31 protein-coding genes are annotated in these 24,522 nt (G+C 62.1%); 25 read left to right on the top strand and 6 right to left on the bottom strand.

Going from position 1 to position 24,522, the window contains the following annotated elements; all coding sequences use genetic code 11:
* Nucleotides 1-1,056: 1,056 nt before the first annotated feature.
* Nucleotides 1,057-1,635 carry a hypothetical protein gene (locus HALAL_RS0101910; protein WP_035534311.1) on the top strand — a complete coding sequence of 193 codons (579 nt, stop codon included), beginning with the start codon at nucleotides 1,057-1,059 and terminating at the stop codon, nucleotides 1,633-1,635.
* Between the two features lie 65 nt (nucleotides 1,636-1,700).
* Here the strand turns inward: HALAL_RS0101910 and HALAL_RS0101905 are convergent, their stop codons facing one another.
* The 3 genes from HALAL_RS0101905 to HALAL_RS0101895 form a co-directional block, all read right to left on the bottom strand.
* Nucleotides 1,701-2,003: a transcriptional regulator gene (locus tag HALAL_RS0101905; RefSeq protein WP_025272384.1), complete on the bottom strand. Its 303-nt coding sequence runs from the start codon at nucleotides 2,001-2,003 to the stop codon at nucleotides 1,701-1,703.
* A 1-nt stretch (nucleotide 2,004) separates the two neighbouring features.
* The gene (locus HALAL_RS18770; protein WP_035534309.1) at nucleotides 2,005-2,406 is read right to left on the bottom strand and encodes a hypothetical protein; all 402 of its coding nucleotides are present in this window, start codon (nucleotides 2,404-2,406) and stop codon (nucleotides 2,005-2,007) included.
* A gap of 179 nt (nucleotides 2,407-2,585) precedes the next feature.
* Entirely contained in the window at nucleotides 2,586-3,209 is a 624-nt protein-coding gene (locus tag HALAL_RS0101895) for a class I SAM-dependent methyltransferase (RefSeq protein WP_025272382.1), read from the bottom strand.
* Between the two features lie 211 nt (nucleotides 3,210-3,420).
* Here HALAL_RS0101895 and HALAL_RS0101890 point away from each other — a divergent pair, with 211 nt between their 5' ends.
* The 23 genes from HALAL_RS0101890 to HALAL_RS16405 all read left to right on the top strand — a co-directional run bounded on the left by HALAL_RS0101890 (nucleotide 3,421) and on the right by HALAL_RS16405 (nucleotide 20,306).
* Nucleotides 3,421-3,954 (top strand): hypothetical protein, encoded by a 534-nt coding sequence (locus HALAL_RS0101890; protein WP_156937554.1) that lies wholly within the window; start codon nucleotides 3,421-3,423, stop codon nucleotides 3,952-3,954.
* Between the two features lie 42 nt (nucleotides 3,955-3,996).
* Complete coding sequence (locus HALAL_RS0101885) at nucleotides 3,997-4,521, top strand: DinB family protein (RefSeq protein WP_025272380.1); 525 nt, start codon at nucleotides 3,997-3,999, stop codon at nucleotides 4,519-4,521.
* Between the two features lie 371 nt (nucleotides 4,522-4,892).
* Nucleotides 4,893-5,600, top strand: coding sequence for a hypothetical protein (locus HALAL_RS0101880; RefSeq protein ID WP_156937553.1), 708 nt, complete (start codon nucleotides 4,893-4,895; stop codon nucleotides 5,598-5,600).
* 211 nt (nucleotides 5,601-5,811) lie between these two features.
* On the top strand, nucleotides 5,812-6,066 hold the full coding sequence (locus tag HALAL_RS0101875) for an acyl carrier protein (protein ID WP_025272378.1): 255 nt from the start codon (nucleotides 5,812-5,814) through the stop codon (nucleotides 6,064-6,066).
* 12 nt (nucleotides 6,067-6,078) lie between these two features.
* The gene (locus tag HALAL_RS0101870; RefSeq protein WP_025272377.1) at nucleotides 6,079-7,329 is read left to right on the top strand and encodes a beta-ketoacyl-[acyl-carrier-protein] synthase family protein; all 1,251 of its coding nucleotides are present in this window, start codon (nucleotides 6,079-6,081) and stop codon (nucleotides 7,327-7,329) included.
* Nucleotides 7,326-8,459, top strand: a complete 1,134-nt coding sequence (locus HALAL_RS0101865; RefSeq protein ID WP_025272376.1) for a beta-ketoacyl synthase N-terminal-like domain-containing protein — start codon at nucleotides 7,326-7,328, stop codon at nucleotides 8,457-8,459. Before HALAL_RS0101870 ends, HALAL_RS0101865 begins: the two co-directional genes overlap by 4 nt.
* Nucleotides 8,446-9,399 (top strand): beta-ketoacyl synthase N-terminal-like domain-containing protein, encoded by a 954-nt coding sequence (locus HALAL_RS0101860; RefSeq protein WP_025272375.1) that lies wholly within the window; start codon nucleotides 8,446-8,448, stop codon nucleotides 9,397-9,399. The genes HALAL_RS0101865 and HALAL_RS0101860 overlap by 14 nt, the downstream gene beginning before the upstream one ends.
* Nucleotides 9,392-10,171 carry an alpha/beta fold hydrolase gene (locus tag HALAL_RS0101855; protein ID WP_025272374.1) on the top strand — a complete coding sequence of 260 codons (780 nt, stop codon included), beginning with the start codon at nucleotides 9,392-9,394 and terminating at the stop codon, nucleotides 10,169-10,171. Before HALAL_RS0101860 ends, HALAL_RS0101855 begins: the two co-directional genes overlap by 8 nt.
* Nucleotides 10,172-10,175: 4 nt before the next feature.
* Complete coding sequence (locus tag HALAL_RS0101850) at nucleotides 10,176-11,132, top strand: acyl-CoA thioesterase family protein (RefSeq protein ID WP_025272373.1); 957 nt, start codon at nucleotides 10,176-10,178, stop codon at nucleotides 11,130-11,132.
* Entirely contained in the window at nucleotides 11,129-12,277 is a 1,149-nt protein-coding gene (locus HALAL_RS0101845; protein ID WP_025272372.1) for a beta-ketoacyl synthase N-terminal-like domain-containing protein, read from the top strand. Before HALAL_RS0101850 ends, HALAL_RS0101845 begins: the two co-directional genes overlap by 4 nt.
* Nucleotides 12,277-13,149, top strand: coding sequence for a beta-ketoacyl synthase N-terminal-like domain-containing protein (locus HALAL_RS17240; protein ID WP_025272371.1), 873 nt, complete (start codon nucleotides 12,277-12,279; stop codon nucleotides 13,147-13,149). Before HALAL_RS0101845 ends, HALAL_RS17240 begins: the two co-directional genes overlap by 1 nt.
* Nucleotide 13,150: 1 nt before the next feature.
* Nucleotides 13,151-13,969, top strand: coding sequence for an SDR family oxidoreductase (locus tag HALAL_RS0101835; protein WP_025272370.1), 819 nt, complete (start codon nucleotides 13,151-13,153; stop codon nucleotides 13,967-13,969).
* Nucleotides 13,966-14,289, top strand: a complete 324-nt coding sequence (locus HALAL_RS0101830; RefSeq protein ID WP_025272369.1) for a hypothetical protein — start codon at nucleotides 13,966-13,968, stop codon at nucleotides 14,287-14,289. The genes HALAL_RS0101835 and HALAL_RS0101830 overlap by 4 nt, the downstream gene beginning before the upstream one ends.
* Entirely contained in the window at nucleotides 14,289-14,699 is a 411-nt protein-coding gene (locus HALAL_RS0101825; protein WP_025272368.1) for a DsrE family protein, read from the top strand. Before HALAL_RS0101830 ends, HALAL_RS0101825 begins: the two co-directional genes overlap by 1 nt.
* Nucleotides 14,699-15,118, top strand: a complete 420-nt coding sequence (locus HALAL_RS0101820) for a hypothetical protein (protein WP_025272367.1) — start codon at nucleotides 14,699-14,701, stop codon at nucleotides 15,116-15,118. The genes HALAL_RS0101825 and HALAL_RS0101820 overlap by 1 nt, the downstream gene beginning before the upstream one ends.
* A 31-nt stretch (nucleotides 15,119-15,149) precedes the next feature.
* Nucleotides 15,150-16,208, top strand: a complete 1,059-nt coding sequence (locus HALAL_RS0101815; RefSeq protein WP_025272366.1) for a beta-ketoacyl synthase N-terminal-like domain-containing protein — start codon at nucleotides 15,150-15,152, stop codon at nucleotides 16,206-16,208.
* A gap of 29 nt (nucleotides 16,209-16,237) precedes the next feature.
* Nucleotides 16,238-16,486: an acyl carrier protein gene (locus tag HALAL_RS0101810; protein ID WP_025272365.1), complete on the top strand. Its 249-nt coding sequence runs from the start codon at nucleotides 16,238-16,240 to the stop codon at nucleotides 16,484-16,486.
* A complete protein-coding gene (locus HALAL_RS0101805; protein WP_025272364.1) occupies nucleotides 16,486-16,863 on the top strand; it encodes an ApeI family dehydratase in 378 nt (125 codons plus the stop codon). Before HALAL_RS0101810 ends, HALAL_RS0101805 begins: the two co-directional genes overlap by 1 nt.
* Nucleotides 16,863-17,327, top strand: a complete 465-nt coding sequence (locus tag HALAL_RS0101800) for a 3-hydroxyacyl-ACP dehydratase FabZ family protein (RefSeq protein ID WP_029767202.1) — start codon at nucleotides 16,863-16,865, stop codon at nucleotides 17,325-17,327. The genes HALAL_RS0101805 and HALAL_RS0101800 overlap by 1 nt, the downstream gene beginning before the upstream one ends.
* Complete coding sequence (fabG, locus tag HALAL_RS0101795; protein ID WP_025272362.1) at nucleotides 17,324-18,034, top strand: 3-oxoacyl-ACP reductase FabG; 711 nt, start codon at nucleotides 17,324-17,326, stop codon at nucleotides 18,032-18,034. The genes HALAL_RS0101800 and fabG overlap by 4 nt, the downstream gene beginning before the upstream one ends.
* Nucleotides 18,035-18,043: 9 nt before the next feature.
* On the top strand, nucleotides 18,044-18,727 hold the full coding sequence (locus tag HALAL_RS0101790) for a 2-hydroxychromene-2-carboxylate isomerase (protein ID WP_025272361.1): 684 nt from the start codon (nucleotides 18,044-18,046) through the stop codon (nucleotides 18,725-18,727).
* 8 nt (nucleotides 18,728-18,735) lie between these two features.
* Nucleotides 18,736-19,680 (top strand): alpha/beta hydrolase, encoded by a 945-nt coding sequence (locus tag HALAL_RS0101785; protein WP_025272360.1) that lies wholly within the window; start codon nucleotides 18,736-18,738, stop codon nucleotides 19,678-19,680.
* A 20-nt stretch (nucleotides 19,681-19,700) separates the two neighbouring features.
* Nucleotides 19,701-20,306 (top strand): hypothetical protein, encoded by a 606-nt coding sequence (locus HALAL_RS16405; RefSeq protein WP_025272359.1) that lies wholly within the window; start codon nucleotides 19,701-19,703, stop codon nucleotides 20,304-20,306.
* A gap of 53 nt (nucleotides 20,307-20,359) precedes the next feature.
* On the opposite strand, the gene HALAL_RS0101775 is transcribed toward HALAL_RS16405, so the two are convergent.
* From HALAL_RS0101775 to HALAL_RS0101765, 3 genes are read right to left on the bottom strand one after another with little or no spacing between them, the layout of a single operon-like run.
* Nucleotides 20,360-21,148 (bottom strand): ABC transporter ATP-binding protein, encoded by a 789-nt coding sequence (locus HALAL_RS0101775; protein WP_029767199.1) that lies wholly within the window; start codon nucleotides 21,146-21,148, stop codon nucleotides 20,360-20,362.
* A 5-nt stretch (nucleotides 21,149-21,153) separates the two neighbouring features.
* The gene (locus tag HALAL_RS0101770) at nucleotides 21,154-22,224 is read right to left on the bottom strand and encodes a FecCD family ABC transporter permease (RefSeq protein ID WP_025272357.1); all 1,071 of its coding nucleotides are present in this window, start codon (nucleotides 22,222-22,224) and stop codon (nucleotides 21,154-21,156) included.
* Complete coding sequence (locus tag HALAL_RS0101765) at nucleotides 22,221-23,246, bottom strand: FecCD family ABC transporter permease (protein WP_025272356.1); 1,026 nt, start codon at nucleotides 23,244-23,246, stop codon at nucleotides 22,221-22,223. The genes HALAL_RS0101770 and HALAL_RS0101765 overlap by 4 nt, the downstream gene beginning before the upstream one ends.
* 176 nt (nucleotides 23,247-23,422) lie before the next feature.
* Here HALAL_RS0101765 and HALAL_RS0101760 point away from each other — a divergent pair, with 176 nt between their 5' ends.
* Nucleotides 23,423-24,448, top strand: a complete 1,026-nt coding sequence (locus HALAL_RS0101760) for an ABC transporter substrate-binding protein (RefSeq protein WP_051462672.1) — start codon at nucleotides 23,423-23,425, stop codon at nucleotides 24,446-24,448.
* Nucleotides 24,449-24,522 lie beyond the last annotated feature (74 nt).

Below are 24,522 nucleotides of genomic sequence, written 5' to 3'. Positions count from 1 at the left end.
AATATCGAGAAGAGCTATGGGATCTTATAGATGGCATAGAAGAAATGTACGCAACCGTTAAGTTCGACGAACGTACAAACTTTTCTCCAGAGGAGGCCGAGTTTGTTCGGGATTGCCTAGAAAAAATGATCTACTATAGTGAACTACCATGATCGTATCGACATCTATTCGATACCAAGTATGGTACGGCATTAAAGTCTATCCTGTAAGCGATCTTCCGGGAAGAAGATGTAGTTACAACTCAAATTATGTCTTCCAGAGTGTTCTATGAAATCCGGTGTTTTATGCTCCGCCATCCTACTCATCAATCGGTCTGTGGTGGGGTGGCTGTCTCGTCATCTCACGGTTTGCCGTCGCAAGCGCCAGACTAGGGCGGGCAGTTCGGTAGCCAACGAGGTGGGTGCAGATGGTGTTTATACTGCGTTAGCTGTTGGAGAGTACACCCCTGGTTCTTCGATTGTTTTGTACTGGAACAATTCCCTGTCATTGTGCGGCAGTCCGACGAATCTCACCGTAACTCCACAGCGTCGCCGTGGAAAAAGTTGCATTTACTATGGATGTCGGGTTCGGGTCGATCGTGCGAATCATTACTGCAAGAGTACAACCCCGAGTATATGAAGTGTCGAACTGCCAATGACGTGTTCGACGGGATAAGTTCCCAATTAAATCGCTATAGTGTCCACAGATTCTTTATAGTCGCAATTTCGCGTGATCGCATCTTATTGGAGCCAACTCGCCCTTTCAATCTTAATTACACCGATAAAAGTAACAAGAATCCGATATTTGAATCCAAGGATAACAATACGATTGCGCAGTAGGGGTCTTGGCGAACAGAGCTATTGGGGCGGTGCACTTCCCGATTACTTAATGCTTCAAGTGATGATGTAACATGCAGTGGTAGAAGTCGTTTCGTACATACTACCTAACTGTATGATTCTCTTCGCAAGGTCCGGCGGCCACGAACAGGCAAATACGTGGCCGCCGAACAGCCATGCCCACAGACCCCCAAAGTCAGTGGGCAGTGCACCACTGTGTCCAGATGAAAGGAATTCGCCAGTGGAAACTGCAATGATATCCTCCCCGAATCGGCTGCGGCAAATATTTCTGCTCGCGGTCTCTGTAATATGTGGTCTCGCTTTGGCGACTGGCTTGTCCAGTCCGGCCACAGCTGTGGAATCAACCGATGAGGTGTCCGAAGATCAGATCTATGAGTTGGCAGCCTACCTTGAGTACATTCATAGCGGCAGCCTGACTAATGCAAATGGAACGTTCGAATACCAGAAAGCTGTCGATAGGTTTGGTGCGGAGTTCGCAGATGCCGTGCAAGTACAGCTCGATCAAATCGAGGAGAATGAGCGCCAGGATAAGCAGGACGGAACTGTAAGCCTGCGTAGTGCTAAGAGCTATGCGATGTGTCTACTGGATAAGATCGGATTCGGTGGGCTCTTCGGCGGTCCAACCGCTGTCTTCAACAAGATCGCTGACTACTTGGAAGACAAAAAGTGGAAGGAAGCTGCCAAGCTGATTTCCAAAGAAGCCGCAAAGCGCGGGCTCAAAGTTGGCGTTAAGGGTGGAGTTGTCGGATTGGCAGCAGGACTCGCCGCCGGGTCCATCTACTGTGCTTTCAAGTCTTAACCTCAAGTCTTAACCTCTAAATCGCTGTCCAACGTGGGGTCTCCCTTGGGGCCCCACGTTCGCTGTTACAGTGACGTGTTGACAACCTTTCTGAGCTCTGCGAGGTACTCATCGAAACGTTCGCGGCCTGATTCAGAGAGCCTGATCCTTGTCACCGGTTTTCGTTTCTCTCGATACTTAGTGATATCGACCAAGCCCTCTTCTTCAAGAATTTTCAATTGGCGGGAGAGGTCGGAATCTGTCAACTCGAGGGAATTCCGCAAGTCGGCGAAATTAACTTGCCCCACACCCCGCAGCGCACCGAGTACTGCCAAACGGGTAGGAGAGTGGATAACGTTGGTCAGGCGGGTGTGAGGTTGCTCAGACACCTTATCGCCTCCATCGAAAGAGGACGTACGCGACGGTGACAGCCGTAGGAGCGGCAGCGATGAGAGCTCCATTTGGGAACAGCCCTTCGGCTGTGTCTCTCATGGTAATCGGGACCATGGCCTGGACAATTGACAGATAGAACAGCCCTTCTTCGAAACGGGAGGACCTCCGTCGCCCCGAATCATAGGAGCCCACGAGTCGCACCAGCAACATCTGTACAAGCCAGGTCAGGGCCGTGAGCCCGATCGCCACCGAGAGGGACGCCTCATAGGCGAACGAGGCGCAATAGGCTATGTAGAGGATAAGGATACCGACAGTGTTGGCTGTCTTGACTCGGACGCTGGGGCTCTTGGATAGTGTCGGTGCGTTTTCCACAGCCGCCAATTGCTCTGCGGGGGACATTGATCGCTCCATCTTGGCCTTCCATCTAAGCAACTAGTTGACACAATAACATCCACTTTCAACTGTTGCAAGTGCAAGGTATATGCGTAAGTCGACGGGAACCGAGGACCATCCAACGATACGTTCGCGGCCTACACCTGTGATACACCGTCGAAATCATTAACCGACTCGTCAATCGTTCAAGGCTTTCTCGCCGCTACTCGTTCGATCAGCCCGCGTTTGAATCTGGCGTGCTGTTCGATGGTCAATCCCGCTTCTTTGACGTATCGCATGGGGCGCCGACGGAAGTACTCACCCGCGAAGGGAATGGAAAAGCGTTCGATCGTCCATTGCAGCGCACGGACCCACCATGACGTGGAAACAACGTGATCGGCGAGCAAAAGGAGACCCCCGGGCTTAAGTACACGGATCATCTCATTGACTGCGGCTCGGTCGTCGGGAATGGTGCACAGGGAAAACGTGCAGACGGCGGTATCGAACGTGTCATCCGCGAATTCGAGCTTCTGAGCGTCACCGATCCGCAGGTCCGTGCGAAGGGAAGCCTGGGCGGCGCGGTTCTGAGCGATTTCCAGCATGCGTGGGCTCAGCTCAACGCCGGTGAGGTCAACGTCGGACGGATAGTGCGGGATATTGAGGCCGGTTCCGATCGCAACTTCCAAGGTATGACCACTGGAGTGATTCCCAATCCAGGATCGGGTTCCGCCGAAGAACTTCCGTTCGGCCCAGGTGATTTGACGGTCGTAGGTGTCGGCGTGCTTATCCCAGTGGTGGCGTAGATCCGCGAGGGTCTTAACCGTTTTCATGATCGGGCTCCCTTCCGTGGTGGCCTCTCAATTCATACTACGTTTTCGCGCCAGCCACAGTCACGCGGATCGATCGTCATCAGTTTATAGCGATGATCGATGATCCGGTCGTGGTCGCGTCGATGCGGCACGGCCCATGAGGTGCAGGGCTCGTTTCGCGGTATTGGATGCGGGATAATCGCTTGGATGACACACGGTATTCTGAGTACCTATGGGTTTGATGAATACACCAGTGCGAAACACGACGATCGTACTGGCTGGTGCGCTTGTGCTTCTGGCGCTGACGGCCTGTACCACCGAGGTCAAGCCGAAGCGGGAAGCGATCGACGAGGTGCTGGTGTTGGGAGACGAGGCGATCGCCGACATCGAAACGGCGGAGATCGCGGATTTGGAGTTCCTGGAAACCGTCCAGCAGACGTGTCCCGATGAGGAAGTCGTGACGTATCGGATGGTGGCCCGCTATTCCGTTACCGTTGAACCTGGTACCTCCGAGACGGTAGTGGAAAACGTCCATGAGTTGTGGACCGACGAACTCGGATATCGGGACAGCGACAATGGGATATTCTGGGGTGAGTCAGGTTATGCGACAGTTCAAGTGGAGGCCGACGGCGCGCAGTATATTGCCACTCGGCAACCTGATTCCGAGACGATCAACATCGCCGTCAGCACCGACTGTTTTGAAGACCCCGATGAGGACGAATGGGTGGAACCGGCGGTCGGTGTCACTCCGTCGGAGGAGGACTGAAATCTGAATGCCGATGTCGGAGGTACGGATTAGGCTGTTGGGATGACATGGACAGCACCTGAAATAGACCAACCAAATGTATTTTCCGGCGACCTGGGCGAGCGTGCCTTGTTGGAAAACTATCTCGATTATTTTCGTGCCGAGTTGTTGAAAAAGTGCACCGGGCTCGACCCCGACCAGCTCAAACAGCGCAATGTCGATCCCTCCACCATCTCACTTCTGGGGCTCGTGCGGCACATGGCCGACGTGGAGAAGTGGTGGTTCTGTGTACTGCTGGACCAGCAAGACTTGGCGGCGCAGAAGACCTTCACACAGGAAGAGGATTTCGACGCCGATTTCAACGACCTGGACGGCCTGCCTGCTGAGGACGTGTGGAAGCTCTTTGACAAGGCAGTGGAGCAGGCGCGCGACAGCGCCGCTAAGTACGACCTCGACAAGGACGTGCGGACGACGATCGCGACGGTCAATCTGCGGTGGGTCTACATCCACATGATCGAAGAGTACGCTCGCCACTGTGGCCACGCCGATTTCCTGCGTGAGCGCATCGACGGCGCGACAAGCAGCTAGATCGAACATTCGGATCGGGGCGGTATCGATACCGCCCCTTTTTTCGTTGTGAGGCAACATAATAGCAGATTTTGTGTGGAGTCGGGTACTGACAGCCGTGTCAGGAACCTGTCATTGATTTTCTCTTGAACAGTGCGTGTCCATTGCGCGTCTTCGCGTTGATTTAGTGGTATTCCAATAGGTCTTTTCCCTGGTTGAGGTATGTGAGAATGGGGTTGGCGCGCATGCCGTCGAATGATGTGTGTAGTCGTTCACCAGCTCTAACCTGGAATGGTCGGAACCCCTAGAGAATCCGTCATTTCAGTAGCCACAGATCGATCAGGTTGAATATTGTGAATACCGAGAACCAGATTTTCTCGAATGACATGAACATGCATCTACAAGAGGCCATCGCACTGATTGACCGCGTCATCGGAAGCGATGGCGTCGATATGACCTCCGGAGTGGGGGATGTAAGGGCCGACCGGTCCGTACTCTCGAAGATTCTATCCTATATGGATAGCAAGGGTATGCCGATGGAAGTCGACTTCACCTTCGTCGTGCGTCCGTCATGGAAGCTCGAACTCGGTGACAATGCGGAGTTCGCGCGACGATTGAATCCAGGAACGCGGGTTCGAACACTCTGTGTTCCTGACGATTCCCTCCTTGGCACGAGCGATGAGATCCCTTTGGAATTGAAACCCGATCTGGTCCATGCGCGTACCGCATGGGAGCCGGTACCCGAATTCGCCATCTTCGACGGAAAGACCGCGCTTGTCAAAAGCTGTACCGGTGGTGAGTACAGCCAGGTATTCACCGTAGAAGTACCTGAACTGATTCACTCACTGAGCGACCTGTTCGAGCGTCATTGGCGCCTCTCACTCACCCCGGAACGCTACCGCAGATTGAAGAAGGCGCTCGCCAGCCCTCGGTGTCAACAGGTGATATGTCAGTTGAAAGAGGGGAGTCTGGACGAAGTGGCCGCTCGTCGCATTGATGTGTCGGTAAGGACCTATCGGCGCTATGTGGCGACCCTGATGGAGATCTTGGACGTGGACACTCGATTCCAGGTGGCGTGGCGTCTCGCGCAGCTGACCTGACCGGCCGGGGAACGAAATACGGGTATCGCCGAGTGGCACGGCGATACCCGTATTTTTATGGCCGCGTGGCGATCTCGCAGTTCTACTAGCAGGTAGATGACGTTCGCTCGCTTTCGGTGACAGTTAGATGCCAAAGCATTGTTGCTGCGTGAAAGGCGAAATTACCGTTGCTCATGTTTAAGGAAACTCCCACATGAGAAAGGCGCTCGCCATGCTCGATTTGGATGCCGCCATGAAAGACAAAATCAAGGTTCTTATCTGTGAAATCTTGGAGCTCGACGTTGACGAGGTAACCGAGACCAGCCTGTTCAAGGAAGACCACGACGCCGACTCCTTGCTGGCCATTGAAATCGTCGCCTCCCTGGAAAAGACCTTCAACATCACGATCGCGCAATCGGAAATGACCAAAATGGTCAACCTCGCCGGCATCTACGATGTCGTTTCCGCCGCTCCGTCGAACGAATAGGGCCCTCCGACGATGAGCGAAGAATCCCCGACCGAACGCCCAGCGGACCAGCGGGTGGTGATCACCGGGCTCGGACCGGTGTCCAGCATCGGTACCAGCGCCCAGGCCTTTCGCGACGGACTGGCGTCCGGCAGTGACGGATCAAAACCGATCGAATCGTTCGACACGACCGGTTACGAGCATTCCTACGCCTGCGAGATCAACGATTTTCGTCCCGACGACCACATCGAGAATCTCGACATCGAAAGCCTGGGGCGCGCCACTCAATTCGCGGTGGCCGCCGCGCGCTTGGCCGTGCGGCACGCCGGTTTGTCGGACGGCGAACTGGGTGACAAAGACGTCCTTATTTCGGTGGGTACCACCGATGGAGAATCGCGGGACCTGGATCAACTCGCGGACGTACAGGTGCGGGAATCGTACGAACACTGGCAACCGGACGTTGCCTCCCGTATTTCCCCGACTCGTCTGTCCACAATGATCGCACAAGAGCTGGAGCTGTCTCGTGCGGAAGCGGCGACCCTGCCGACCGCCTGTGCGGCGGGAAACTACGCCATCGGATACGGATACGACGTCGTACGGTCGGGTGAGGCCGACATCGCTCTGTGCGGAGGCGCCGACGCACTGTGCCGTAAGACGTTCACCGGCTTCTACCGGCTGGGAACCATCGCTCCCCGTCGGTGCCGCCCTTTCGACGTCGACCGCGAAGGCATTCTCACCGGCGAAGGCGCCGGAATCCTGGTTCTGGAAACCTTGGAGTCGGCACAGCGACGCGGAGCCACGATTTACGGCGAAGTGCTCGGTTACGGCCTCAATTGCGACGCGCATCATCCCGTGGCTCCCAAAGAGGACAGTATCGCCGCGTGCATGGACCTCGCGCTGCACGACGCCCAGGTCAGCCCCGACAAGGTCGACTTCATCTCGGCGCACGGCACAGGCACCCAAGCCAATGACGTCACCGAGGCGAACGCGATCCGTCAGATCTACGGAGAGGCGCGCCCACCGACGATCTCGGTCAAATCCATGATCGGTCACACCATGGGCGCGGCAAGCGCCTTGGCGGCCATCGGTTGTGCCTTGGCGATCTCGGAGGGCTTCATACCACCGACGATCAATCACGGTCGCACCGATCCCGAATGCGACGTCGACTGTGTCCCCAACGAAGCCGTTCGCAAGGACGTCAATGTCGTGCAGAACAACGGGCTCGCGTTCGGCGGCAACAATTCCGTCGTCGTCTTCGGAAAACCGGAGGGTGTCGGCGCATGAGTTGGTCGATTGACGGAGTAGGAGCGGTGGCCGGTGTCGGCTCCTCGATAACTGAGATCGGTGAATCCCTGTGTGCGGGACGGTCGGCAGTCGCTCCACTACGCGGCTTCGATTCCGAGCTGTATGGGATGAAGGCCGCCTACGAGATCGACGACCGTTCCGACGGTGTCGATCAGCCGCAGCGTGCGACGCGTTGGTTGCTGGAGGCGATCGAGCAAGCCTGTGAGGACGCCGATCTGAGCGACCTGAGCGAGGTTCCCATCGTGGTGGGAACCGGATTGCGGGAGTTGCGGACTCTGGAATTGGCGTGGAGCCGTGGTGAGGCGATGGAGCCGGACGATTTGGATTTCGCCCGTGCGATCCGTCGGAGATTCGGTGCCGCCGAGGTACATACCGTATCCAATGCCTGTTCGGCGTCGCTGTATACCCTCGCGCTCGCCGATGACCTGCTGAGTTGCGGCGAGGCGGACACGGTGGTGGTCGCCGGGGTCGACGCGATCACCGAAAGCATGTTCGGGCTGCTGGATCGGGTACAGCCCGAGCCGCCGGAACAGGTGCGGCCCTTCGACCAGGAACGTCGCGGCGTGATCATGGGCGACGGAGCCGTGGCGATCGTCTTGCGGAAAGGAACGTCGTCTCGTTGGGGCAGCGTCCGGTCGGTGGCGGTCAACTGCGATGCGGTGCACGTGACGGCACCCGACGAAGAGGGCATTTGCCGCGCTATCGACGACGCGCATCGCCGGGCGGGCGTGACGACGTCGAATGTGGAGCTCATGTTCTTGCACGGCACGGGAACGGTTCTCAATGACGACACCGAGGCCCGCGCGGTCGAAGCGGTGTTCGATCACGAGGTGGAACGGATTCCCATGACCGCCATCAAGTCCATGACCGGACACACCTCCGGTGGTTCGGGGCTGCTGAGTTTGGCGGTGGCCTTGTGGTGCATGCGGGTCGGTTCGATTCCGCCGATCGCGGGTTTGGACGAGCCGATGAGTTCGGCTAAACGTTTCCGTTTGGTCAGCGGGGAAAGCCTCCGGCTGCGCCCTCGCTTGGCTCAGGTGAACGCCTTCGGTTTCGGCGGAGTAAACGCCGTGGCCATTGTCGAAGGGGGCCACGATGCAGTGGAATGACGTCGTCGTGACGGGCATCGGCCACGCGATCAGCGGGGTCGCCGACGTGAGCGACTTGGAACGCGACCGTGCCCGTGGTCATGCGGCCTTCGATCCCGCCGAGGTTCTGGGTTCCAAAGGTCTGCGTTATAAGGACCGGGCGACGAGCCTGGGAATGGCGGCCGCCCAACGCGTGCTTGACGATTCGGATTTGGATCGTGGCCGCGAGGGTCCGTCTGATTCGACCGGTGTCGTGGTCAGTTCGAACACCGGCAATGTCGATACCGTCTGTCGGGCCGTGTCGACCATTCACGCCGAATCGGTCAACGGCACCAGCCCCATGGGGCTGCCCAACGCGTCCAGCAATGTGATCGCCTCGTCGATAGCCATTCGCTTCAAACTGCGCGGGCCCAACCTCACCGTCTGCGACGGAGAACTGTCCGGTTTGGAAGCTCTTCGATTGGGGGCACTCCAGATTCGGGCGGGTCGCTGTCAGCGCGTGCTGGTCGTTGGAGTGGAACCGGCCAACGAGGTCGTTGCTTTCCTCCACGATTGCGGCGTGGACGAGCTGTTCGACGGTGCCGCGGCGGTCATGTTGGAAGCCCGTGACAGTGCCGCCGACCGTGACGTCACTCCCGCTGCCGAGTGCGTGGGATGGGGTCGCGGCGCCTCGGCGTGGGATTCGCTGCGCCGCTTGCGATTGAACGACGCCGATTCCGCCTTCACCTGGTTTTCCCCACCTCGAGGTGACGAGACGCATGTTCCCGAAACGCTACGGCCACAACGGGTACGTGACATCTCGGACGGAATGGGACGTTGTGGCGGCTCCCTCGGGGTCGTCCAGGCGATCGAAGCGGTCGCCCGCATGCGCGACGGTGAGCCCGGTCTGGCCGTAGCCACCAACGCGAACGCGGAAGCGGCCCTCAGCATGGCCCTGCGAGGAGGTACGGCAGGTGTCTGACGAACAGCCGATCGTGCTGCGCCGCGAAAGCTCCGGTGCCGCCGACGCCCCCACCGTCCTGTTCCTCCACGGTCTGGCCAGCGATACGCAAACCTGGTCGGACGTGTCCGACGGGTTGGGGAGGTTTCGACTGTGGAGTGCGGAACTGCCCTGGCGGTCGGAAGGAGTGGCCGACTGGGCGGTCGAACACGACCCGGCGGTGTGGCTCGACCGTACCGCCGCGCAACTGAACGAGCGGATCGACGTGGTCGTCGCCCATTCCTTCGCCGCCACACTGGCGCTCGACTGGTTGACCCGACCGGAGACCACCGTGACCCCACGGGCGCTTGTGGTCGTATCGCCCTTCTACCGCGCCGCGGCGCGCGACTTCGATTGGGCGGCGATCGACTACTACTTCAACAATTTCCATCAAATTCTGGCGGAGGGCATCCACGACCGCAGTCGTCGTCCCATACCGGCCGACATCGCCGAGGACATGGCGCGGCACGTCCGCGATCGGATCGGTCCCTACGCCTGGATGCGGTTCTTCGACGCCTACACCAGGACACCGTCCTTGCCGCTGGAGCGTTGGGACACCCCGACTCTCATCATGGCAGGACGCCACGACCGCGCGGCGTTCCTGCGGGACGCCGAGGCGCTGGACGCGGTGCTGCGGCGCTCGCGGCTGCAGGTGTTCGACGACTGCGCCCATTTCCCCATGCACGAGAACACCCATGAGTTTCACAAGACGCTCACGGAATTCATCGACCTCGCACTGACCGATCAGGAGTAAGACCATGACTATCAAGGCCAATGTAGACAAACTGCTGCGCAATTCCACCGAGACGAGCGTGCCGGTACGGTACGAGGGCTCGAACATCTGCACGTGGATCGGGTTCAAACACGTCAATTACGTGATCGAAGAGGCCGTTCTGGAACACTTCCGCAGTAACGGCCTGGGTGCGCGCGAACTGTACGAGCGCTTCGGTCTCGGTTTGGATCTGACCAACCTCGACACCCGTATCTTCTCGGCGCTGCACACCGACGACGCCGCGACGGCGGTCGTCATTCCCAGTGGAGACGACGACCGGCTGTCCTTCACCGTCAAGTTGTCGGTAATGCGGGACGGCAAGGCGACCAAGGCGGCGACGGCACAGGTCGACGTACACCTGCGGCGCGGCACCTACGGTTTCGACACCGAGAACGACGACGGCCTTCTGGAGCCGTTCGCGGTGGAGTCCATCGCCGATTCCGCCACGACGCTGGACCTGCCCGACCTCGACCTCAACGGCGACATCGTCCAACAGGCGACCGCCGGACGCAACGCCTTCGCGTGGAAATGGCGCATCCCCTACATGTACTGCCACTACAACGAGCGTGTCCAGATGTCGGGCTTCCTGCGTCAGATGGAAGAGGCCGAAGACCTGTTCCTCGCCGATCGCGGCATCTCCATCAAGACCATGCTCGACGACCGGCGGTGGATTCCCGTCGTTCCGCATTCGCGCATTCGGCTGCTCAACGAGGCGATCATGGAAGAGCAGCTCTACACCGTCTACACCATCGAGCAGGTCTTCAAAACCCTGACCTACACCGCGCGCATGGACTGTTTCGTCATTCGCGACAACACGATCGTTCCCGTCGCCACCGGCAGCATCACCCACGGATACGCCGTCATCGACGACCGGAGCAACTGGACGCTCGTGGACTTCGACGAGCGGGTCATGACGGCACTCACGCGAGGTGAGAAGCAGTGAACGACCGCGATGTCGTGGTCACCGGAGTCGGGGCGGTCTCCTGCCTCGGAGCCGGGGCCACCGTGCTGTGGGAGGGCATGGAAGGCGCACACAGTACTCCGCGCCCGGTCGACGATCCCCAGGCCAACATGGCCCACCCACTCATGTACCTCGTCCCGTCGGACACCGACGTGGGACCGGAGCCGTCGGCCGCCGACCTCGGACATGCCGCTGTGACCGAAGCGTTGCGGCAGTCCGGCTGGGACCCGGCGAGTGGATCGAACACCGGCCTCGTCCTCGGCAGTGGCATGGGGCAGTCGCGTGTCGTCGACCAAGAGCGTTCCCAAGGGAAGCCTCCGTCTGAAGAGAACACCCTGTTCGCCACGGTCGCCGACGTTGCCCGCCGCACCGGCTGCGACGGGCCCGTACACAGCGTCAGCAACGCCTGCGCCGCCGGTGGATTCGCCGTTTCCATGGCCGCCGACCTGATCCGCAGCGGTGCGGTCGACGTCGCCGTGGCCGGAGGCAGCGAAGCCTATTCGCGGGTGGCGCTGGGATGCTTCAACCGCCTGGGAGCCGTCGATCCGCAACGCTGCCGCCCCTTCAGCGCCGACCGCGCCGGAACCGTCTTCGGAGAGGGCTCGGCCGCCGTTGTTCTCGAATCCGCCGAACACGCCCGGCGGCGCGGAGCGACCCCGCAGGCGGTGTTGAGTGCGAGCGCGTGGAGCTGCGACGCCCACCATGCCACCGCACCTGAACCGGACGGGCGGCAGATCCGCCGGGCCATCGACACGGCACTGCGTGAGGCCGACGCCAAACCCGCCGACGTCGGCGCAGTCATACCGCACGGAACGGGAACCGAACTCAATGACCAGATCGAAGGGCAGGTGTTGGCCGAAGCGCTCGAACACCGCCCGCCCGCTTATAGCCTGAAGGCATTGCTGGGGCATACCGGCGGAGCCGCCGGGGCGCTCGCGGTGGTGGCCGGGGTACTGATGCTGCGTCACGGCGAGGTTCCGAACAATGTGGCGGTCGGCCCCACCGACGACGCGTGCGCGGTCAATCTGAATCGTGAGTCGGTCGCTTTGGATCGTTCGCGCGTGATGGTCAACGCCTATGCCTTCGGAGGCAACAACATTTCCTTGCTGCTGGAAGGGGTGCGCTGATGACGTCGCCTGAATTGAGTGTGGCCGTTACCGGTCTCGGCAGCGCCCTGCCCGCCGGTGCGGCGGACGACGAGTGGTTCGACTATCGCAGTCGGCTCGGTAGGCGCGGATACAAGTATCTGCCACGCGCGGCACAGTACCTTCTGGCCTCCACCAAGGACGCTCTCGCCGACGCGTCCGTCGAACTCGGGGAAGGAAACGGGGAGGACTTTGGCGTCGCGGTGGGCACCAACGAATCGGTGCGCCATCTTCACGCCGGGATGGACTCGACGATTCGCGACGAGAACGCCGAGGCGTTGAGTCCGGCGACCGCCCCGTACTTCTCCGTCAACCTGATCGCGTCGCGTTTGGGGACCGAGCACGGTCTACGCGGCTTCAACGTCAGCGTGACGACCCCGCACACGGCGGGAGTGGAAGCTCTGGCCTTGGGCGCTCGATCCCTGTCTCTGGGGCGCGCCGAACGCGTAATCGTGGGAGCGGTCGAGTCGCCCGTGGCCTCCTTCGGCGGTGCCGACGACGGTTCGGTGTCGCTGGTGACGGAAGCGGCCGACACGACGCGACCGCGCTATGGAACCGTGCGGGCGGCCAGTCGATTCGTCCCCGACGTCGCGGACGATCCCGACAGTCTACGACGCTGGTGCCACGAGACCTTGAGCCGCTGGACGACAGCGGACGACGTTCCGATTCACCTGGTCGCCCCCAACGCCAATGCGGGCCAGTGGGCGGCGTTCACCGAGGTGGGACACGGTTGCTTGACCGCCGCCGCGCTGATACGCCGCAATCTGATGTCGGGTCCGACCGAGAGCGCCGTCCTGGTCGTCTCCCCATATGGAAACCTGTCCCTCGCCTATATACAACGGAGTGACGATTAAAATGTCAGACGTTCAGGGGCCCGCAGTCGGGCCGCAAGACCTCAAAGGACACAACGCGTTGATTCTGGGAGCCTCCAGCGGTATGGGGGCCGCCTGCGCCCAGACCTTGGCTCGGCAGGGAATGAACATCGTCGGGGTGCACTTCGACACCGCCACCGAACAGGACAGAGTCGACGCACTGACCGCCGAACTGCGCTCCCACGGCGTAGAGGTCACCTTCCACAACGTCAACGCCGCCAATAAGAGAGCCCGTGCCGAGGTCGTTGAGGAACTACAGGGACAGCTGGCCGAGCGCGGTGTACGAGTGCTGCTGCACTCGCTGGCCTTCGGTACTCTGCAGCCCTACATCGCCGAGGCCGACGAGGCGATCAATCCGCGTCAGGTCTCCATGACCGCCGACGTGATGGCCCACAGTCTGGTGTATTGGACCCAAGCGCTCCATTCCGCCGAGCTTCTCCGGTCCGGCAGCAAGATCTTTGCCATGACCAGTGCCGGAGACCAAAAGGTGACCGCCTCCTACGGTGCGGTCTCGGCCGCCAAGTGCGCCCTGGCCGCCCATGCCCGTCAATTGGCCGTGGAACTGGCCCCGGCGGGTATCGCGGTCAACCTGCTGCGGGCCGGGGTGACGGTGACGCCGTCTCTGGAACGCATCCCCGAACACAAGGCGCTGTTGGCCACCGCCGAAGAACGCAATCCCCACGGCCGATTGACTCAACCCGAAGACGTCGCCGCCTGGATCGCGCAGTTGTCCCAGCTGGATTCGTCCTGGTTGACCGGCAACGTCATCGGCATTGACGGCGGGGAGGCCTTGACCTCATGACCGCTCAACCGCATTTGCTGGTCGAGACCCACACCGTCCGCACACCCCAAGGACCGGAATGCTACCGGCGGGGCAGTACTCTCCTCGGACTCGGCATCGACACCACGGTTCTGTTGCTGGAAAACGGAGTCACCGCCGGTATCGACAACCCGGACCTGGAAGAGTTCCTCACCGCCGGCGGAACCGTCCGTGTGGACGGCTTCTCGCTGCGGCAACGCGGACTCACCGTCGACGACCTGCATCCGCGCCTCGCGGTCACCGGAATGGACTGGCTCGCCGACTACCTGTTGACCGAACGACCCGCGGTGGTGTGGCACTGATGGCACCGACCGCATTGCAACGCAGCGATCTACTGGTCGCGCTCATGGGCGCGCCACACGACAACGACATGGCGACCACCGCCCTGCGCTTGGTCGAGGCAAGCCTGGCTCGTGAGGCGAATGTCCAAGTATGGACCTGCGGATACGCCACCATGCTCACGCAGAAGAGCCTGGGAGACGACAAGCCGCGCAACCTCTTGGACTGGCAGACACACTATCCCAGCGTGGCCGAGGTCATCACCGGCCTGGTGGCTCAACACCCGGAGCATCTGCGCTGGTACTCCTGCCGCTTCTGCAGCGAGGAACGCGGCGCGACCGACCACGTCGACCATGTCCGACTGCGTCCGCCGTTCGCATTCAACAAACACGTCGAAGCCGCCGACACCACCGTCATGATGGGAGTGGTCTGATGGCCGAGCGCGATCGCGTCCTCATCATCATCGAAAAAGCCTATCGAGGTGCGGTGGAGGCACAGTTCGTCGATTCCCTGTACTTCATCCGGGAACTCAATCGACAGATGGGGGATCTGAAACCGCCCGACCCGCAAGGCGGGCTGGACGTATACCTCCGCGACTTCGCCGTCACCTACGCCCTCGACCGCCCCGGGCCACCGGCGGTCGAGCTGTCCGGACAGAACATCGACACCCTCCCCGATCCGCGCGCCACCATTCGGGCGTTGATCTCCGAAGACGTCACCGTCCTGGCCGATGCCTCCGACTGCGACCACTTCAACCGCTCCGGAACCGCACTGCTCAGCGGAGTGCGACGGATCGCGGCCGAGGACATGACCGCCCAATGGCCCCACTACCGACACGTCTGGTTCTTCTAAACCGACGCGTCTCCAAGCAGGAAGGACAATCATGACCATGGCACCATCCCGGGTGGTCATCAGCGACTGGGAAGCGACCTCGCCGCTGGGTATCGGCAAGGACGAGTTCATCGAGCACCTGGCACAGCCACCCACTTCACCCTCCGACCCGTACGGCTCCGGTCACGTTCCGAACTTCGAGGTACGCGACTTCCTCGGTAAGAAGGGAACCCGATCCATGGACCGGGTGACCGGCCTGGCCGTGGCGACCGTGGGCCAACTGCTGCACGACCGCGACGGACGGCGCCTCCCCGGCATCGCCGACGACACAGGTCTCGTCCTGGGAACCACCACCGGCAGTGCCGAAAGCATGCTCGGCTTCACCACCGAATCGCTGACCCAGAAGAAACCCTACTTCGTCGACCCCACTCGCTTTCCCAATACCGTCATGAACTGCGCGGCAGGGCAAAGCGCCATCTGGCACCAACTCAAAGGACCCAATACGACCGTTGCGGCCGGACGCTGTTCGGGAATCGCCACGTTGCAATACGCCCTGCGCCTGGCGCGGTTCAACCGCGCTCGCCAGATCGTGTGCGGGGCGGTGGAAGAAATGTCGCCGACCCGCAGTCGACTGTCCGAGCGCCACCGCGTCGGGCCACCGCACCACTCGCTCGCCGAAGGCTGCGCGGTGACGCTGCTGGAGTCCGAAGCCGAAGCACGGTCAGCCGGACGACAGCCGTGGGCCGAGGTCGTGTCCGTGTCCATGGGCGTCGCTCGTGACGCCGACGACGTGGCTCGAGTGTTGGGCGACCGGATTCAGCGCTTGCGTCAGTCCACGGACGAACCACTGTGGGCGGTCGCCCGTTCGGACGCTCCCGGACCGTACGCGGCGGCGGAATCCGAGGCCTTGAACACCCATGTTCCGGAGGCCGAACAACTGACCGTCGGTGACTGGATCGGCGACACGGGTGCGGCGTCGGGCGGTTTTCAACTCGCGGCGCTTCTCGCCCGGTCGGCCTCCCAACCGAGTGATCAACCGCGCCTCGCCTTGATGACCGGTGTGGACGTTGACGGCTGTGTGGGCGGCGCGCTGCTGCGCCTCTATCGATAACAGAAAGACAGAACGAAAGGAATCCGACAATGGACGTAACAATCGACCGTGAAGAACTGCGCAATCTCGTCTCCGAGGTACTCGACGTCGAGGTCGACGAAGTCGGCGACGAGACCCACTTCATCGACGACCTGGAAGTGGACTCGCTGATGGCCCTTGAGGTCATGGTGGTTTTGGAACGCAAGTTCGGCGTCAAACTCACCGAGGACGAACTGAAGGAGATCACCACCCTCAACAAGGCTCACGCTCTCATGACGCACAAGCTGGGGGAGAAGTAATGTCCCCGCTCGCTCACACGAGCCCGCTGCGCGGCGGTCCCGACGTGCGTATTGACTCGTCGGAGGCCGCGCAGGCCACCTACCTGGTGGCCAAGGACGAGCCACTACTGGCGGGACACTACCCCGACTTCCCGATCTTTCCGGGAGTGTGCCTTCTGGACCTGATCGTCCAGACCGCACAGGAGCACCATCCACAACGGAGGCTGCGTCGCATCCGCTCCACCCGCTTCACCGGCCCGGTCTTTCCCAGCGACGAAGTAGACGTGTTCGTGGAGTGGAAACAGCGGGACGGGCAATGGTCCTGCCGTGGTCGAGTGGTCGCCGCGTCGGGAACGGCGGCCTCAGCGACGCTCCTGTACGACGAGGAGGAAAACTGATGCAGCACACCGACATCAAGGAAATCCTCCCGCACCGCTACCCCATGCTGCTGGTGGACCGCATTCTCGACCTCAAACCGGGAACGAGTCTGCGGGCCGCGAAGGCCGTCAGCGGCAACGAACCGTGGTATGCCCATTCCGACTCCGACGCCTATCCCACCGTTCTACTCGTCGAATCCTGGTGTCAGGCGGCCGGAGTGCTGGTAGCCGCGGACAAACCCAATCCCTCCGTCGTGGAAGGCAAGGTCATGCTCTTCGGCGGAATGTCGGATGTGGACGTACACCGGCCCGTCTTCCCGGGCGACACTCTCATCCACCACGTGGAACTGCAACGCGACCTGGGAGACACCGTTCTCTGCGGTGGACACACCACCGTCGACGATCAGACCGTACTCAGCGTCGACCGCATCGTCATGGCCATGCGACCGGCGCAGGAACTCACCGGAGGTACCGACTCGCAATGACACCACCCGTAGTACTCATCACCGGCGGAACCCGCGGCATCGGACGCGCCGCCGCGCAGCGGCTGAAGGACGACGGATTCACCGTCGCCGTCGCCTCCCGCTCGATCCCCGACGCGGAGAACCGGCTCGACGTCCACCACTATCAGGTCGACGTCAGCGACGGCAACGCCTGCAAAGACCTCATCACCACCGTCGAGGACGAAGTCGGCGACATCGACGTACTCATCAACTCGGCCGGTATCGTGCGTGACAGTCCACTGTTGACCATGACCGGTGACGACTGGAACGACGTCATCCGCACCAACCTCGACGGCACCTACAACATGTGCCGCTCGATGGCCTTCTCCATGATGAAACGCAAAAACGGCAGCATCATCAACCTCTCCTCGGTCGCCGGGATCCAGGGCAACCCCACCCAGAGCAACTACTCCGCCTCCAAGGCCGGAATCATCGGATTCAGCAAGGCGCTGTCCAAGGAACTGGGGCGGTTCAACATCCGCGTCAACGTCGTCGCCCCCGGCTTCATCGAAACCGACATGACCGCCGACCTGGCCGAATCGGTGAAGAAGAAAGCCGTTGAGAACATCCCGCTGGGGCGCATGGGAAGCGTCGACGACGTCGCCCACCTGGTCGGTTTCCTCGCTTCACCTCGAGCCACCTACATGACCGGAGCCGTAGTGCCCGTCGACGGCGGAATCATCCTGTAAGGATCAATAATGGTCGATAAAACACCGAAGTTCTACTTCTCCCTTCGCAGTCCCTATTCCTGGCTCGCCTATCACGACCTGCGCCACCGCCACCCGCACCTGATCGACCGGCTGGAATGGATCCCCTTCTGGGAACCCGGCGAGCACATGGAACAGGAGCTGAACGACGAGGGAGTACGTTTCCTCTACACGCCCATGTCGGCCGCCAAACATCACTACATCCTGCGCGACGTCCGGCGTCTAGCCCGGGAGCGGGAATTGACGATAGCCTGGCCGATGGACGAACACACCGACTGGGAGGTGACGCACCTACCGTATTACCTCGCCGTCGATCAGGGGCGCGGGCACGACTACATCCAAGCGGTATATCGCGCTCGTTGGCAGGAAGGCGACGACGTCTGCGATCCGAAGGTCATCGCGGGGATCTTCACCGAACTGGGTCTCGACCCCGACCCGGCCTATCACGCCTCCTCCGACCCCGAACTGCGGCGGCGCGGGAGAGAATCCCTGACCGCCGTCGAACGCGATGCGGTGTTCGGCGTCCCCTTCTTTACCCGCGGCTGGGACAAGTACTGGGGGATAGACCGCTTGGAGGCCTTCGTCAAGGCCCTGCCGACCCCGTCACCCGCCGCTCCGACACAGGACACACGACAGCACGCCACCGACGAAGGCCACGCCGGTGGCTGCGGATAGGACCACAGTTGACACGTCAACCACAGCGCCCTCGGACCGGAGCGCTCACCGCCGTCGGCTCCGTCGCCGCCCGCCCCACCGCAGGGTGGATGGGTAAAACGCTGGCCCGCAAGATATTCCATCCGCCTCGGCGGGGCAACCACAAACAACCCAAGGAATTCGGTCTGGACGTGGAGAAACGGCGCCTGCCGTTCAACGATGCCGGGGAAGAACTCGACACCTGGCTGATTCCCGGCGACGACAACCGAGTCGTCATCCTCGGTCACGGGATCGGGCTCAGCAAATCGGCCAGCCTGCCGCACGCGGCGTTTCTGCACGAAGCGGGCTATACCGTGCTCATGTTCGACCACCGCAATCACGGCCTGAGCGGTTCGGAGACGGCCAGTGACAATATGGCCCAACGGTTCACCGACGACATCGCCACCCTCATCACCCATCTTCGCGGCGACACCGCCTACCGTCACGCTCGCATCGCCGTCTACGGGTTCTCCTTCTCGTGCTTCCCGGCCACGTACGTGCTGCGTGACCACGCCGTCGACGCCGTCGTCTGCGACAGCGGGCCGGTCGTGGACCTCTCCGACGTCTTCGGTCGATTCGTCGATCAAGCCGGGCTGCCGCTGCCGGCGATCTATCGGCACGGGCCGTCGCGGCAGCCCACGATCGACAGCTTCTCCACCAACGCCATCCGGGCTCTCAACGCCCACTGGCCGCCCCCGGCCACCGGCCACTACCTCACCACGCCGATACTGTTCATGGCCGGAGAGGACGATTCGATCGTCACCGTCGACGCGGTCAAGGACTTCGGCAGCCGGTTTCCGGAGGCCGAGATACACAGCCTGCCCGACACCGCGCATCTGCAAGGCATGAAACGTCATCCCGACGACTACGCCGCCGCCGTGCTCGACTTTCTGGGGCGCGCCTGGCAGACTGACGACCGGTCAACGCCACAGTGACAACCGAAAGGAGATCGGCGATGGACCTGGCTCTACCGCACGGATGGGGAACCGATCGTCGCGACGTCGACCGCCGGTTTCCCGGCGACGACCATGGACCACGGCCCGCCGAAGAATGGTACCGTGCGGTCACAGTGGACGCTCCAGTGGAGACGGTGTTCCGCTGGCTGTGCCAGTTGAAGGTCGCCCCTTACAGCTACGACCTGCTGGACAACCGTGGGCGGCAGAGCCCCCGGGAACTCACCCCCGGCGCGGAGAATCTGGCGATAGGGCAGGAGGTCATGACGATCTTCACCCTCGCCGACTACCGTTGGAACGAATCCATGGTATTGCGCATGACCGACCAACGCGCCTTGGCGTTGTGCGGACTATTCATCGTGACCTATGTGGTCGAACCGGTGGGAGACGACCGGACCCGTCTGATAGTGAAGCTGGCGGTTGGAAACATCGACGACCAGACGGTGCGCTCGCGACTGCGTCGGCGGTTCTTGGCCTGGGGGGACCTGATGATGATGCGCAAGCAGCTGTTGGTGTTCAAAGAACTCGCGGAGAAAGACCCGTTGCGTACCGGTCAAAGGTCGTTAATCGACCGGTGTCGCCGTTTCGAGCATTGCGTGAGGGAGTGAGGTCTGGCCCGGACTCGGTGTTCAACGGGCCGGATCTCACCATGGTCGGTCGCTTAGCTCCATTCGCTCAATCGTTGCCGGGGTACCACGAGAGGAGTGTGGCTCTCAGGGTCGTCGATGACCTGGCAGGGTAGGTCGAAGACCTTTTCGACCATGGCGGCGGTGACGATCTCGCGAGGGGACCCTTCCGCCACGATCTCGCCTTCGCGCATGGCGATCAGGTGGGTGGCGTAGCGGGCCGCCTGGTTGAGGTCGTGCAACACGGCCACGAGGGTGCGCCCGTCGCGGTGCAACTGGGAACACAGGTCCAGTACCTCGTACTGGTGGGTGATGTCCAGGAAGGTGGTCGGCTCGTCCAGCAACATGATCGGGGTTTCCTGCGCCAGCACCATGGCGATCCACACGCGCTGGCGCTGCCCGCCGGAGAGTTCGTCGACGCCCCGGTGCGCCAAGTCCGCGATCCCGGTCGCGTCCATGGCGTGGGAGACCACGGTTTCGTCGTGTCCCGACCATTGTTTCAGCAGACCTTGGTGCGGATACCGGCCCCGGCTGACCAGGTCGGCAACCGTGATTCCCTCAGGAGAGACCGGCGACTGCGGCAAGAGACCCAGGGTTTTGGCGACCTCTCGCGTGGGACGGGAATGGATGTCGGTCCCGTCGAGAAGGACCTCTCCGGCCTGCGGCCGCAAGGTCCGAGCGAACGCCTTCAGCAAGGTGGACTTTCCACAGGCGTTGGGGCCGATGATGACGGTGAACTCCCCGTCGGGAACGTCGACCGACAGTGATTCGGACACCGGTTGCTTACCGTAGCTCAAGGTCACGTCGGAGGCGTTGAGGCGCATGTCGTTCACAGTTGGGTTCCCTTCTTGCGGAAAGCGATGAGCAGCCAGATCAGGTACAGTCCCCCGATCGCACCGGTGACGACGCCGGTGGGCAGCTGCCGCTCGTCGATGGCGTGTTGCGCGAACATGTCCGCCGCGACTACGATAGCCGCCCCGTACATCGACGCGATCCAAACATTGGGTTTATCACCCCGGCAGAGGGTGCGGGCAATATGCGGAGCCGACAGCGCGACGAAGGCCAGGGGACCGGCGACGGCCACCCCGGCCGCCGTCAGCAGCGCGGCCAAGGCGAGCGCCAGAGTCGTCGTGCGTCGCACCCCGATGCCCAGTCCCGTCGCCACGCCGGGGCCGTAGCGCAGGCCGTCCAAGGGGCGTGACAACGCCATCGCGGCGAGGATGCCGACGACTGCGGCAGCGGCGACGATGGCGCTTTGATCCCAATCGCGCCCACTGAGGTCGCCGGTCAGCCAGAACACCGCCCGCGACGCGACGGTGATATCGGTCGATTTGGTCAGCAGATATCCGTTGACGCCGGTCAGGAGCGCGGCGGTCCCCAAACCGATGAGGACGAGGCGGTATCCGCTTGGATCGCCCTTGCCCATGAGGGCGTAGATCAATGTACCGACCGCGAGCGCCCCGATTCCCGCCGCCAGGGTGATCGCCATTGGCGAGAAGGCGATTCCGTAGACGATGCAGATCATCGCTCCGGTACCGGCTCCCGACGTGATCCCGAGAAGGTCGGGGCTGCCGAGTGGATTGCGGGTGAGGCTTTGGAAAATCGCCCCGGCACAGCCGAGTGCTGCGCCGACGGCGAGTGCCGCCGTCAGGCGGGGAAGCCGGATCGTGTGAACGATGAACTCTTCGGCGGTGGTGCCGTTGCCCAGGAGCGTCTGTACGGTTCGTGGCAGTCCTAGGCCGGTGTCGCCTGAGGTCAGGGCGAAGACGACGAGCGCGGCGAGGCCGAGAAGGGAGGCGCTTCCGACCAGGAGGCTGCGTCGGTGCAGGCGTAGGGAGTAGGAACGTGCGCGGACGGTGACGTGGGTGGTGGGGGTTCGGTCGGTTCGGGTGAGTGTCACAGCGCGGCCACCTTTCGACGACTGACGAGGTAAAGGAAGAACGGACCGCCGATGACGGCGCACAGGACGCCGACCTGTACTTCGCCGGGGCGGGCGAGGAGGCGTCCGAGGATGTCGACCGTGACGAGAAAAAGGGCTCCGACGAGGGCGCTGTAGGGGAGTATCCAGCGGTTGTCGACTCCTACGAAGAAGCGCACCACGTGCGGGATGACGAGTCCGACGAAGACGATCGGTCCGCACGCGGCGGTGGCCGTTCCCGCCAGGACCGTGACGGCGAGGATGATGCCGATACGCAGTTTGGTGGGGCTGAGCCCGAGGCCGCGCGCGGTCGCCTCACCGAGTGCGAGGGAGTTCAGCGGGCGGGCGAGAAGGAGCCCGAGTGCCAGCCCGGCGGCGATGAGAGCGACGGTGACGGTCAGGGGCGTGGAGTGGGCGGAGACGAGTGAGCCGACCTGCCAGTAACGCATTTGGTTGAGCGTGGCGGCGTCGAGGATTTGTATTCCCTGCACATAGGAGAGTCCGGCGGCGGTGATGGCCGCTCCGGCCAGGGCGAGTGCGGCCGGGGTGGCGCGCCCGGCTCCGGCGATGAGGTAGCAGGCGGTCGCGGCGACGGCGGCTCCGGCGAAGGCGAAAGGGAGCGTGGCCGAGTAGGTGGAAACGCCCAGGAAGTAGGTGGCTGACACGACCGCGACGGCGGCCCCGGAATTGACCCCGAGCAGCCCCGGGTCGGCCAGAGGGTTGCGGGTGGCCGCTTGCAGGAGGGCACCGGACAAGCCCAGTGCGGCACCGGCGGCGAGTCCCAGAATCGTACGCGGCAGGCGCAGGCCGTGGACGACGGCGTAGTGCGAGGAGTCGGGATCGGTCAATCCGCCCCAGACGTCGCCGACGGCGATGCTTTTGGCCCCCAACATGAGCGACAGTACCGCGATGACGACCAGAGAGGTGAGGACGACGACCAGGCCGAGACGACGCGAGGGGGAGCGCTGTCGGGGCGGTGACTGCGTGAGGGTGGCGGTTGACACGTATAGACTCCAGGTTCCGAACCGATATTGTTCTTAGGCTAGCCTAATAAATGTTAGTTGAGCCTGTCCTGACTTGACTGTCGGGGAGTTGTCCACGACACGTACAAATCCGGACCAGGCACGAACACCAACCGCCCTCCGGTGTGTTCTTGGCCCACATAATGGAAGGACCTACGATGACGACATCCCAGCTGAACCGACGCAACCTCCTACGCACCGCCGGAATCCTCGGAGTGGCCGGCGGAATGGCCACCGCCGTATCCGCCTGCGGCAACGAAGACGACACCACCGGCGGCAGCGACGAACTCGACTTCGACTTCACCGACGACCGCGACGAAACGGTCAACGTCGAAGGACTGACCACCGCCGTCGCCTACACCGGAATGGCCGCCGCCCTCAGCGACTTCGGCGCGAAAAACGTCACCGGCGTCTTCGGACCCACCCTCGACAAGGACGGCAACCTGCTGCCCGAAGCCCAAGGGCTGGACAAAGACAAACTCACCGTCCTCGGAAACACCTGGGGAGAATTCGACGTCGAAGAATACGCGGGAATGAACCCCCAGGTCCTCCTCACCCACTACCACAACGACCCCGAAAGCCTCTGGTACGTCCCCGCCGAAGACGCCGACGAAATCCTCTCCCTCGCCCCCAGCGCGGCCATCAACGTCGACGACGGCAGCAACACCCTCGCCGACGTCATCGAACGCCACGCCGAGCTCGCCGGTGCGCTCGGAGCCGACCTGGACAGCGACAAGCTCGCCGATGACAAGGCCGAATTCGAATCCGCCGTCACCGCGCTCGCCGAAGCCGCCGCCGACAACCCCGTCACCGTACTCGCCTGCTCCGGAGCCGAAGAGATCTTCTACGCCTCCGTCCCCGACATGAGCTGCGACCTCCGCTACTACCTGGAACAAGGCGTCGAATTCATCGTCCCCGACAACCCCGACGACGCCGGATACTACGAAGGACTGTCGTGGGAAAACGCCGATAAGTACGAAGCCGACATCCTCTTCGTCGACGCCCGCGCCCAAGCGCTCCAGCCCGACGACATGGCCGACTTCCCCACCTGGAAGGAACTGCCCGCCGTCAAGGCCGGACAAGTCGTCGCCTGGCACGCCGAACCCCGCTTCTCCTACGCGGGAGCGGCCGGACCGGTGCAGGCGCTCGCCGACATGATCGCCAACGCCACGAAGGTGGTCTAAGAGACGACACGCCGTCTGACTCCGTTGTCGGTGGGGTACGGCTCCACCGGCGACGGGACCGCCGACGCCACGGG

It is taken from the genome of Haloglycomyces albus DSM 45210 (assembly GCF_000527155.1).
Classification (GTDB): Bacteria; Actinomycetota; Actinomycetes; order Mycobacteriales; family Micromonosporaceae; genus Haloglycomyces; species Haloglycomyces albus.
This window is presented reverse-complemented; position numbering and strand designations above follow the sequence as displayed.